Here is an 11,503-nt window from a genome sequence, read left to right on the forward strand (position 1 = left end):
TAGCCACTTTAGTAGTGCTACCCTCCTTGGGTACAATTGCATTCCGCAAAGAACGCTTTCTAGATTTACGAGTCAGCGAAATAAAGATGGCAAACGCTGGAAAACGTAATAGCTATTATACCAAGATTCCTTAATCATATTTTAGAAAATCAGAAAAGGGTGTACCTAGGCCGCCAGAGCTGCTTTCTCCATTACAGTTAACAATGCCTGCCACAGCTTTTGGGTCACGGCTCCCGGACAGTCAGGAAAGATGATCTCATCCACTTGGCGAATCGGCATTAGCAGGCGTACTGAAGAGCTGAGAAAGCCCTCACTGGCCGTCGCTAAATCTTGGGGAGTGAGGATCACTTCGCGATGGGGAATGCCCAAGTCTGCAAGGATCTTTAGCAGTGTCCCTCGCGTAATTCCGGGGAGTATGCCAACAGTGGTGGGTGGTGTCTCGACTACACCATCACGGACAATCCAGAAGTTGCTGGTTGTCGCTTCGGTGATCTGCCCTTGGGCATTGAGGAGAAGAGCCTCCTCAAAACCAGCCTGCTGCGCCTCCAATAGCGCCAAAATATTGTTGAGGTAATTGCCCGTTTTAGCCGCAGGATCAAGAGCAGCGGTGCTTGTACGTTGTCGCTTAGCAATGGTGAGGCGAATTCCCTGTTCACTCAAGACTGGCTCAGAGGCGATCGCCATCAACACGATCAATAACCTTGGTTGGGTCGTTGGTTCTGGCAACAGCCCAATGCGGCGATCGCCCCCACGAGTCACCACAATCCGAATGTAGTATTCTCCCGTTGGAGCAGCCGCTAAGGTGCGCTGGACTTCTTGGGTAATGTACTCGTCGGACCACGGCACAGTCATGTAAAGATAGTCTGCTGAGGCTCGCAAACGAGCTAAATGTTCCCCTAGGGCAAAAGGAATTCCCTGATAGGTGCGGATCACCTCATAGACACTGTCGCCGTAGAGAAAGCCGCGATCCAGAACAGAAATCGTGGCCTCTGGCGTAATTACCCCATCCAAATTACAGAGCAACACCCGCCATCTCCCCTAGAGTTGGCGTTCCACTTCGGCTTTCATCCGCTCAAGAGTTTGATGCATTTGATCAAACATGGTTTGGGGAGACATGCCAAACTGACTCAGTTGTGTTTCCAGTTGCTTGATTGTCATCTGAGCCATAAAGTCATCGGACAACTCAAACCGCTTCATAAAAATGCGGTAGCGATCCATCAATTCTTCCATTTTCTCGATATAGATTTTCTTCCCTTCGCGGTCAAACTTGCCGTACTCGGAGCCAAGCTGCATCAACTGCTGATAGTCCTGAAACAGGCGTTGCGCTTCCTGTTGAACAATTTCCGAATCAAAGAATCCCATATGACTCTGCCCGATACAGCAACAACCAATAATGCCAACGATTGACCGTTTGGTTTGTTATTTAGTTGCATTCTATCAAAGGCCCTTTAGGCGGGGGTGAGAGGGAAAACCGATCCTTTACTCAGGGTTTGTGCCCAAGCGATCGCTGCTAGAAAACTCTGTGGGTCTGCCACCCCTGTGCCAGCAATATCAAAGGCTGTACCGTGGTCTGGAGATGTGCGAATAAAGGGCAAGCCAATCGTGGTATTCACTGCTTCCCGAAAGGCCAGCATCTTCACGGGAATCAACCCCTGATCATGGTAAAGAGCAAGGTAGGCATCGTAGGCAGGCACAGCAGAAGGACGTCCCCACCACGCATCGGCAGCCCCAATCCAGAGAGTATCGGGGGGCACAGGACCAATCAGTTCAACATCGGAATACTGTTGCCGGGCCGCTACAAGCCAAGGAATCAGCCAAGTCACTTCCTCTTGGCCTAGGTGTCCCTGCTCACCACTGTGGGGATTCAGTCCAGCAATGGCAATGCGAGGCTGCTCCAGATGCCGCTGCTCCCTTAGAAACTGCACCAGAAGCGCTAATTTTTCATTGAGGCATTCGGCGGTTAGTGCCTTGGGCACCTCTTGCAATGGGATGTGGGTAGTTGCGAGTAAAGTGGTCAACACCCAGTTGGTTATGGGCGATCGCCCCAAGAACACCATGCCGACATTGGGGGTACCGGTGAAGTGCGCTAGCGCCTCCGTTTGACCGGCAAAGTGATAACCTGCCGCCTGCCAACTTGCTTTAGAAATCGGTGCCGTCACAATTCCTGCCACATCGCCGGCGATCGCCCGCTGGATTGCTGTTTTTAAGTAGTCAAAGCTGACAGCCCCACTGGCAACACTAGGTTGCCCCGGCACAATCGTCTCATCGAGGGGATGCTCCCAAATCTGAAGCTGAGCAGGATTGATCGCCACCTGTCCCTGCTGACATAGACGAGCGTACGTCTCCTGCAATATCTGCTGTGTGCCTGCAATAAAAAACTGCCCCAACATTTCTGAGGGCAGGTGAGCTAGAGCTTTCAGGAGAATTTCTGGGCCAATGCCCGCTGGATCCCCAAGGGTGAGCGCAAGGGACATCCTAAGCTTCTTGGAGAATTGGCTCAGCCGTATCTTCGTCCGTGGCTTCGGGAATGTCTTCAATCACTTCCTCAGTGGTCTCTGCGGTACCCTGCTGCTGTTGTTGCAGGAGTTGCTGGCGATAGCGCTCGGCCATCTCTTCAGCCTTTTCATAGACCAACTGCGGATTTTTCACCATGTCACCGGGTTCTGGCTCCAGTTGCTTGGTGGAGAGGGAAATCCGACCCCGCTCGGCATCTAGGTCAATGATCATCACCTTGACTTGGTCATTGACATTGAAAACACTGTGGGGAGTGTCAATGTGGTCGTGGGAGATTTCCGAAATGTGCAGCAGACCGCTGACGCCACCAATGTCAATGAAGGCACCATAGGGCTTGATACCGCGCACAGTTCCGACAACAACCTCACCTACTTCTAGTTTGTTCATCTTGCGCTCGACAAGGGCACGGCGGTGGCTGAGTACGAGGCGGTTGCGCTCTTCATCCACTTCTAAAAACTTCAGGGGTAGCTCTTCACCCACCAGCTCTTCTTTGTTGACGCGGGTGCTGATGTGGGAACCGGGGATAAAGCCCCGCAGCCCTTCAATACGGACAAGGGCACCCCCCCGATTGGTGGCAAAGACCTGAGAACGAACGGTGGCATCTTCGGCTTGTAGTTGGCGAACGCGCTCCCAAGCCCGCATGTATTCAATACGACGAATCGAGAGGGTAAGCTGCCCTTCTTCATTCTCATCCGCCAAGATAAAAAATTCGCGGGTTTCGTTCGGTTGCAGCACTTCTTCCGGACTGTCAATCCGGTTGATAGACATTTCTTGAATCGGAATGTAGGCAGCGGTTTTCGCACCGATGTCAATCAGGGCACCCTTCGGTTCGATGCTAAAGACGGTGCCAGCAACAATGTCACCGGGGTTGAAGTGATAATCGTACCGATCCAGTAAGGCTGCAAAATCAGCATGCGTAAAGCCCACGTCTAACGTTTTTTCCTGATTGACCATGCGAGTGTTTTCCTAGCTCCTTTAACGAAAGTGGGGGTGTATAGTGAGTTATCAAGCGGGCAGAAGTGGGTGCCATACGCAATCATACCAGCGATCGCTCGAACACTTTCTGACTGGATCTACAATGTTAGCCTAGAGTTTGCCCGTTGGCTAGCGGCATCGCTAAAATTTTGGTCATTGATGAAGATAAATGTTAATTTTTGTGTAGTTGAGGAGTGGGCATGGCGCGACTGAACCGCCGACAGGTCAAGCAATTCTGGCAGGAGTTTCGCGAATTTGCCCTAAAGGGGAATGTCATTGATCTGGCGATCGCGGTTGTTGTGGGTGGTGCCTTTGGCCGCATTGTCACTTCAGTGGTTGAAGACCTAATCATGCCCCTCATTAACCCTCTGATTCCAGGGGGCGACTGGCGCGAACTTACGGTGGGGTCAGGCATTAGAATTGGCAAGTTTTTGGGCAGTTTACTCGACTTTGGGGTGATTGCCCTCAGCCTGTTTATTCTCCTGAAACTGATTTTGCCCTTGTTGCCCAAGAAGCCCCCTGCGCCAGACCAACGGCAGTGCCCCTACTGCTTGGAGTCAGTGCCCCTCAAAGCTAGCCGCTGTCGTGCCTGTACCTCTGAACTCCCCCCCCTGTAGGAGTCTGTGCCAATGCGATTGTGGCACCGCTGGATTTGTGGGCTGTTGGTGGGGCTATGGCTGGCCATCTTAACCAGTTGTGGCACAGCACCCCCTGCCCCAGGCATCCGGCTTGAATTTTGGACAATGCAGCTGCAACCCAAATTCACCGATTACTTCCATCGCCTAATTGCCGAGTTTGAAGCTCAACATCCGAACGTCCATGTGCACTGGGTGGATATTCCTTGGACGGCCATGCAAAGTAAAATCCTCATGGCCGTATTGGCGGGCACCGCTCCCGATGTGGTGAACCTGAACCCCGACTTTGCGGCGTTGTTGGCCGGACGCAATGCGTGGCTGAATTTGAATGACTATGTGCCGCCGGCGGTACGTGAGCGTTATCTACCGAATATCTGGCAGGCAACCACATTGGAGGGCGAGAGCTTTGCGGTGCCGTGGTACCTGACATCGCGGGTCACGATTTATAACAAGGCACTGCTTGCTGCTGCTGGGGTGGATCGCCCCCCCCAAACCTTTGCCGAGCTGGCCAAGGTTGCTAAAGCCGTGAAGGAGAAAACGGGCAAATATGCCTTCTTTATCACGATGGTGCCCGAGGACTCCGCCGAATTGATGCAGACCATGGTGCAGATGGGGGTAAAGCTGGTGGACGAGCAAGGCCGTGCCGCCTTTAATTCCCCTGCGGGCAAAGCCGCTTTCCGGTACTGGCTTGATCTCTATCGTGAGGGACTCTTGCCGCCGCAGGTACTCACCGAAGGCCATCGCCAAGGCATTGAACTCTATCAAGCAGGAGAAACGGCGCTATTGATGACGAGTCCGGAATTTTTGAACGCGATCGCCACCAATGCCCCTAGTATTGCCGCAGTTTCTGCCCCTGCTCCCCAGTTGACCGGCACGACCGGCAAGAAAAATGTTGCGGTCATGAATTTACTTGTGCCCCGCCGCAGTCGCCATCCCGAACTGGCCGTCGAATTTGCCCTCTTTGTTACCAACAATGAAAACCAACTGGCCTTTGCCAAAGCGGCCAATGTTTTGCCTTCCACCAAAGCAGCCCTAGCCGATCCCTACTTTCACACCCTTGGCAAAAATGCCACCCCTGTGGATATTGCCCGTGCCGTCAGTGCCGCCCAAATGTCTCAAGCAGAGGTACTGATTCCGCCGCTGCGAGATATTAAAGAACTCCAACGACTCCTCTACGAAAATTTGCAAGCCGTTCTCCTAGGGGAAAAGACTATTGATCAGGCCCTCAAGGATGCAGAAACATGGTGGAATAGCCGCTTGGGATGACGTTTGAGTGAGAGGATGACATGCAACGACAACCGCTAACGGGTCTCATCGTTTGTCCCGGTATCCCGGCTGCGGCGCTATTTGACCTCGGTACCTCCCCCGATGGGCTAACCCAACCTTGGGTTGCCCTAAAGAGGGCATTTCAGGCTCACGGTGTTGACTTGGTCGGCAGTGAACAATTGAAGGGCACGCCGCACTTTGAACTCCACTTCAATGTGCAATTTCCTCGCTCCCTCTCCCCGAAGTTTGTGCTCCTTCTTGAAAATCCGTTAATCTACCCTGCAAATGGATTCCGGTTTTTACAGCACCAGTATCGCACGATCTTTGCTTGGAACTCTGAGTTGGGGATAGACGGCAAAACGGTACCTATCCGCCTTCCTCACCCCCTAGAGGTAGCACCGCTGGAGGGCTATGGGGAGCGTCCCCAGTTGGTGGTTTTAATCAACAGCAATAAAGCACTGGCTTGGTGGGCGCCCGATCGCGATCTTTACCGAGAACGGCTCAAAGCAATTCGCTGGTTTGAACGCTATGCTCCCCAAGATTTTGCCCTCTATGGGCGAGATTGGGATAAATCACCTGCTCAGCCGGTCGTGGGTGGATTAATTCGCTTTTTGGAGCGGTGGTGGCCACAACCATCTACGGCGTTTCCCTCGTGGCGAGGAACAATCGCCGCAAAGCGGGACATTCTGTTGCGATCGCGTTTCTCGATTGTCTATGAAAATGCGATTTTCCGTGGCTACATTACAGAAAAAATTTTTGATGCCTTTTGTGCGGGCAATGTGCCTGTGTATTGGGGAGCCCCAGATGTAACAGATTATATTCCTAAAGACTGTTTTATTGACCGGAGGGAGTTTTCTTCCTACGAAGACCTCTATTGGTTTCTCAAGACGATGCCCGAGGAAACTTATCTAGGTTATCAACAGGCCATCCACCGTTTTCTCGCTTCGCCACAGGCGCAACAGTTTTCCATCCCACACTTTGTCCAGACGATTGTTACTGAAATTATGACCCACTTGTCTCGATAATTCCCGACCCCAATGGGAACCCCTGAGGCTGCCCTCTTGACCAGCCCCATTGTCTTGGCTTGCGCTTGGCTAAGGCGGCAGCCAGTTTACTGACTTAGGCTGTCGAAGCGGATATTCGCTTGCGCCATGCGTTTCAGGGCTTCCCCTAGGCGATCGCAATCGGCAATGAGGCTAATGCGCACGTATCCCTCGCCCCCTTCGCCAAAGGCATTTCCGGGTGTCACAACAATACCCGTCTCCTGAAGCAGTTTTAGGGCAAAATCTGTGGAACTCATGCCCCTAGGAACAGGCACCCACAGATACATGGTGGCTTGGGGTGGGGTGAGGTGCCAGCCCAATTCATTTAAGCCTTGGACGAGAAAGTCACGGCGTTGGCGATAGCGATCGCACACAGCGGCAATGTAGCTATCGGGCAGGCTCAAGGCCACCTCTGCTGCCTTCTGCAAAACGGCAAAAACCCCGTAGTCCAAGTTGGTCTTGAGGGTGCGCAGTCCTTGAATGATGTGGCGGTTGCCCACCACAAAGCCGACCCGCCAACCGGCCATGTTGTAGGTTTTCGAGAGGGTATGGAACTCCACGCCGATTTCCTTGGCAGCGGGAATTTCCAACAGACTGGTGGGTTGGTAGCCATCAAAGGCCAGTTCGGCGTAGCAAAGGTCGTGCACCAGGAGGATTTGATATTCGCAGGCAAAGGCCACAATGTCTTCAAAAAAAGAGCGGGGGGCGATCGCCGCCGTGGGATTACTGGGATAGTTAAAGTACAAAACCTTGGCCTGACGGGCAATGTCACTGGGAATCTCACTGAGATCAATGAGCCAGCCCTTTTCCCGTTTCAAAATCAGGGGATAGATGTGGGCACCGGCAATGGCAGGACCGCGAAAATGAGCCGGATAGGCGGGGCTAGGCACGAGTACCACATCCCCCGGATTCACATAGGCAAGGGCAAGGTGCGTCAATCCCTCTTTTGACCCCAACAGGGGTAGGGCTTCGCCCTCGGGATCAAGGGAGACATTGTAGCGGCGCTGATACCAGCGGGTAATGGCCTGACGGAAAACCGCCGTGCCCTCAAAGGGGGGATACCCATGGTAGGTGGGTTCCTCAAAGGCGGCGATCGCCGCCTCAATGACCGGCCGCGGAGCAGCGCCATCGGGATTGCCCATCCCTAGGTCAATTAAGTCCAGTCCCTGCTGCCGCGCTTTTAGCTTTAGTTCATCGAGGCGGGCAAACACATAGGGCGGCAGTGCCCCTAGGCGATCGGCGGGTTGAATCCACTCTAACCCCATTTAGCGGGCACTCCCATCCACAACCTTGGCAGTGTACCCGACCACGGTGGACACCATTGCTTCTAACACCAGATCGGGCGTCACCGGAAACGGCAGGTGGTGAATATCGGAGTTGGGGGCACAGGCAACCGTAGCGGCGTGGTGAAGTTGAGCCAAGCTGGCCTCCTGAAAGCCCAAGTCCTCCAGCGTGAGGGGCAAACCCACCTGTTCATAAAATTGGCAAAGCTGGTGGCGGGCACTGGTGGCCAATTGACTGCCCTGGACCATCTCTTCTAACCGTAGTTGAACAAGAATGCCGTAGGCCACCTTCTCTCCGTGGAGGGTGCTTTTACTTTGGGGCAGGTGGGTTAGACCGTTGTGAATGGCATGGGCAGCCACCGTTCGGCATTGAGCACCCCCCAATCCACCGATCATCCCTGCCATCAGCACACTGGCATCCACCACATTTTCCCAAACGGGACTGCCCACATTGACCAAGGCTTCCGCAGACTGCTGTAAAAGAATATCCCGTAGGACTCGTGCCTGCTGCACCGCCCCCACAATCAGGGTTTCTTGGCGGTGACCACTACTCACCGAGGCTTCATACCACTTGGCAAGAGCATCGCCAATGCCGGCCAACAGGGTGCGTTTAGGCGCCGTTTGAATCAGAGCATAGTCCAACAGCAATAGCTCTGGGCAGCGATGGAGGGTCACATCATAGGCAAAGGCACCGGCTTCTGTATAGACATTGGAGAGAGCCGTCCAAGCAGCACAGGTGGCTGCCGAGGTGGGAATGGTCACCACGGGCAAGTGAAGCTGATGCCCTAAGAGTTTAGCGGTATCTAAAGCTTTGCCGCCGCCGATGCCAACGATGAGATCGCTGCTTTGAGCCTCTTGGCGAAGCCGAGCTAGGGTGGGTTCACTGCACTCCCCCTGGAAGGTGCCCACGCTGAAGGTGAGATTATAGGAGCGGGCGATCGCCTGCCACTCCTGCTCAAGCTGCTGATAGCGCTGCGGTGAAACCACCAACAGGGGTCGCTGCCCCAACTGAGCAATGACTTCTCCCGCTTGGGAGAGAATTGACCAACCGCGATAGACGTGGGTAGGTGCAATACAAAGGGGTGAAAAGGAAGCAGCAGTCACAGGCCTACAAACAACGATTATTTAGAGACTCTCTGGCACTATAGAGCTGTTTTCGCTCTGGCCATAGAGATCTATCTTAATTACTTTTCTGCTGACTTTCCGTTTGCACGTACAAAATAATCAAGAACACGGTTGGCACGATGACAAACATGGCCGTTGCCACTAAGCCGAAAGGATTTACTTCCATGGTATCTATCCCACAACGTTGGATTTTATTTTATCAATGCTCTGCCCCCTCTGTAGCGATCGCCCTCGACCAAGGTCGTGAGCATAGACTGGGTAATTTTTTGGGCAGTGACAGGAGCAAGCAGGATGCCGTTGCGGTAGTGACCCGTGGCAATCCAAGTATGGTCATCTATTTGTTCGATGATCGGTGCCGGGCGATCGCGCGGCCGGGGGCGCAGTCCTTGCCACTGTTGTGTTAAGCGAGCCGTTTTTAGAACCGGCCAAAGCTCGATGGCTCGTCCATGCAGTTGATCAAGGGTTTGGGGATTCCCCCTTACGGTGTTGAATTCCACAGTGGCGCCCACCCACACCCGTCCCCAGGGCAAGGGGACAAAATGAATCCCTTCAGCCGTCATCATCGGCGTATGGGGGGCAACGGCGTCAACGTCACCGGCAAACTCTAGAGCTTGTCCCAAAACAGGTTCCACAGTGATAGGGCAATGGAGGGCTTGCGTGAGGGGTGTGACCCCTAGACCCGCCGCCAAGATCAGGTATTCAGTTTCAAGGGAAGCATGATCTAAGTCCAGAATCCATCCCCCTTGGGGCGATCGCTGGAGATGTCGGACAGGGCTGTGATAGAAAAACTCGACCCCCTGTTGATAGGCGGCTTGGCGCAAGGCTTGAGTCAAAGGTTTTGGCGTCACTTGGCGATCGCCCGTTGCCCAGAGGGCGCCGTGAACCAGCTGAGTATTGATGAGCGGCAACTGCTGCTCAACTTCCTCTGGAGAGAGCCACTGCACCCCTTGGGGAGCCTCTGTGTTCAACCATGCCTGGGTGGCGATCGCCTCGGCTTCCGTGGTACAGATTTCAATAATGCCTCGGCGCTGGTAGGGAATCTGAACTCCCGTCTGTGCCTCCAGCTCCGGAATGAGGGTTTCGTAACGCGCCAAACTAGCTTGGCGCAGTTGAAAGTTGCGCCCCCGCCGCCGCCGACTGAGGTGGACAATGAGAACACCAAGAGCTGCCCCGGTGGCTTGCCAGTCCTCTTCCCCTTGCGCCTCAAGGACAAGAATCGGCGTTTCCGCTGGGTCAAGGACACGACTCAGTTCGTAGGCGATCGCTGAGCCAACAACCCCAGCACCCACAATGGTCACTGTTGCATTTGCTGGCGGAGCCGTCACAGTGTCGCGACCGTATTGATTAATTCCCAATTTTCATTTTCAGTGATGGCGCGACTCACGCGGTCAAACCATTCAAAGCAGTGATTATTTTTCTTGAGGGTCAGTTCTTTGTTCTTAAGAACGAGATCAAACTTGGTGACATCATTTTGGGGCGTGGTCTTGTCAATCAGGACTTCAACCGTAACCAATTGGGACATTGAAATAGCATCGAGCGCGCTCTCCCGTGCGACAACGTAATCGTCCCCTACATGGGTTACGGTCAAATCACAAGCTTTTAGGGTTTGCACTAGCTCTTCCTTTAGCCGTGCCCGAGGGAGTGCAATGGTAACAACACGAGCATATCGAGCCATAACCGCCAAGTGGTAAACTAGTAGTTTGTGAACAATGGTTCTAGGGTAATCACGGAACAAATGGTATCCTGTTGCTGTTAGTGTGCCTAGGACATCACAGGGAATTGAACATTACCCCCATTGTAGGGTGACTTGCATCGTACTGGCAGGATGCCGCGATTATATCAAACCTTTCCTCTAAATCGCTGAACTCATGTATTCTTCTGCCCATCCCTATACTGGTTTGTTTATTGTCCTAGAGGGGGGAGAAGGTGCCGGCAAAACCACCCAGATGGGGGCGATCGCTAGATGGTTAGAGGAAAGTGGCTGGCTGGCAAAATTGCGATCCGCTGACATTGATCCGCCCTTGCTCCTCACCCGTGAACCGGGGGGAACGCCCCTTGGTCAAGGCTTGCGGCAACTACTGCTCCATAGCGATTTAGAGATGGATCCCATGGCGGAACTGCTCCTCTACGCCGCCGATCGCGCCCAGCACGTGGCCAGCAGTATCCGTCCCCAACTGCAACGGGGGGGCATTGTCCTGTGTGATCGCTATACCGCTTCTACTGTTGCCTACCAAGGGTATGGGCGGGGGCTGGACTTGCAGATAATTCATCAAATCAACCAGATTGCCACAGGGGGTCTAGCAGCCGACTTGGTTCTCTGGTTAGATCTCCCCGCTAGTATTGGCCTTGCCCGTACCCAACGGCGGGGCATAGTCGATCGCCTAGAGCAGAACACACTGGCCTTTCATGAGCGAGTCCGTCAGGGATTTATGGCACTGGCGCAGGAGGAGGGCGATCGCTGGCAGCGCATTGATGCCGATCAACCTACGGAACAGGTGAGTGAAGCCATCCAAAGTTGCCTAGCAGCTCATCTGCACCGCTGGTTTGACACCATGAAGCTTACCGATACATTTTCGTTAACTTTTGCTAACAAATACATAGGTTAAGATTTTCTCCTAACCAAGGCGTATCAACCAATGCCCGCAGGAATATCCCACGGGCA

Annotated in this window: 13 protein-coding genes; 4 read left to right on the forward strand and 9 right to left on the reverse strand. The window is 53.6% G+C overall.

Going from position 1 to position 11,503, the window contains the following annotated elements; genetic code table 11:
- Positions 1-165: 165 nt before the first annotated feature.
- The 4 genes from ACK4IR_RS10990 to ACK4IR_RS11005 all read right to left on the reverse strand — a co-directional run bounded on the left by ACK4IR_RS10990 (position 166) and on the right by ACK4IR_RS11005 (position 3,468).
- The gene (locus tag ACK4IR_RS10990) at positions 166-1,026 is read right to left on the reverse strand and encodes an aminotransferase class IV (RefSeq protein WP_409874399.1); all 861 of its coding nucleotides are present in this window, start codon (positions 1,024-1,026) and stop codon (positions 166-168) included.
- A 12-nt stretch (positions 1,027-1,038) separates the two neighbouring features.
- The gene (locus tag ACK4IR_RS10995) at positions 1,039-1,362 is read right to left on the reverse strand and encodes a DUF1825 family protein (protein WP_409874400.1); all 324 of its coding nucleotides are present in this window, start codon (positions 1,360-1,362) and stop codon (positions 1,039-1,041) included.
- A gap of 86 nt (positions 1,363-1,448) precedes the next feature.
- Complete coding sequence (gene pdxA / locus ACK4IR_RS11000) at positions 1,449-2,474, reverse strand: 4-hydroxythreonine-4-phosphate dehydrogenase PdxA (protein WP_409874401.1); 1,026 nt, start codon at positions 2,472-2,474, stop codon at positions 1,449-1,451.
- Between the two features lies 1 nt (position 2,475).
- Entirely contained in the window at positions 2,476-3,468 is a 993-nt protein-coding gene (locus ACK4IR_RS11005) for a 30S ribosomal protein S1 (protein WP_409874402.1), read from the reverse strand.
- A gap of 221 nt (positions 3,469-3,689) precedes the next feature.
- Here ACK4IR_RS11005 and mscL point away from each other — a divergent pair, with 221 nt between their 5' ends.
- The 3 genes from mscL to ACK4IR_RS11020 are packed head-to-tail and all read left to right on the forward strand — an operon-like array spanning position 3,690 to position 6,415.
- Positions 3,690-4,106: a large conductance mechanosensitive channel protein MscL gene (mscL, locus tag ACK4IR_RS11010; RefSeq protein ID WP_409874403.1), complete on the forward strand. Its 417-nt coding sequence runs from the start codon at positions 3,690-3,692 to the stop codon at positions 4,104-4,106.
- Positions 4,107-4,118: 12 nt separating this feature from the next.
- On the forward strand, positions 4,119-5,390 hold the full coding sequence (locus ACK4IR_RS11015) for an ABC transporter substrate-binding protein (RefSeq protein ID WP_409874411.1): 1,272 nt from the start codon (positions 4,119-4,121) through the stop codon (positions 5,388-5,390).
- 20 nt (positions 5,391-5,410) lie between these two features.
- A complete protein-coding gene (locus tag ACK4IR_RS11020) occupies positions 5,411-6,415 on the forward strand; it encodes a glycosyltransferase family 10 domain-containing protein (protein ID WP_409874404.1) in 1,005 nt (334 codons plus the stop codon).
- Between the two features lie 86 nt (positions 6,416-6,501).
- On the opposite strand, the gene ACK4IR_RS11025 is transcribed toward ACK4IR_RS11020, so the two are convergent.
- From ACK4IR_RS11025 to ACK4IR_RS11045, 5 genes are all read right to left on the reverse strand, one after another.
- Positions 6,502-7,698 carry an aspartate aminotransferase gene (locus ACK4IR_RS11025; RefSeq protein ID WP_409874405.1) on the reverse strand — a complete coding sequence of 399 codons (1,197 nt, stop codon included), beginning with the start codon at positions 7,696-7,698 and terminating at the stop codon, positions 6,502-6,504.
- Entirely contained in the window at positions 7,699-8,820 is a 1,122-nt protein-coding gene (locus tag ACK4IR_RS11030) for an iron-containing alcohol dehydrogenase family protein (protein ID WP_409874406.1), read from the reverse strand.
- 76 nt (positions 8,821-8,896) lie between these two features.
- On the reverse strand, positions 8,897-9,007 hold the full coding sequence (gene psbM, locus ACK4IR_RS11035; protein WP_181494584.1) for a photosystem II reaction center protein PsbM: 111 nt from the start codon (positions 9,005-9,007) through the stop codon (positions 8,897-8,899).
- A gap of 25 nt (positions 9,008-9,032) precedes the next feature.
- Entirely contained in the window at positions 9,033-10,196 is a 1,164-nt protein-coding gene (locus ACK4IR_RS11040; RefSeq protein ID WP_409874407.1) for an NAD(P)/FAD-dependent oxidoreductase, read from the reverse strand.
- A complete protein-coding gene (locus ACK4IR_RS11045) occupies positions 10,163-10,453 on the reverse strand; it encodes a hypothetical protein (protein WP_409874408.1) in 291 nt (96 codons plus the stop codon). The genes ACK4IR_RS11040 and ACK4IR_RS11045 overlap by 34 nt, the downstream gene beginning before the upstream one ends.
- Positions 10,454-10,709: 256 nt before the next feature.
- Here ACK4IR_RS11045 and tmk point away from each other — a divergent pair, with 256 nt between their 5' ends.
- Entirely contained in the window at positions 10,710-11,447 is a 738-nt protein-coding gene (gene tmk, locus ACK4IR_RS11050; protein WP_409874409.1) for a dTMP kinase, read from the forward strand.
- Positions 11,448-11,503: the final 56 nt, after the last annotated feature.

The sequence above is a fragment of the Thermosynechococcus sp. genome, from assembly GCF_046299635.1.
Lineage (GTDB): Bacteria > Cyanobacteriota > Cyanobacteriia > Thermosynechococcales > Thermosynechococcaceae > Thermosynechococcus.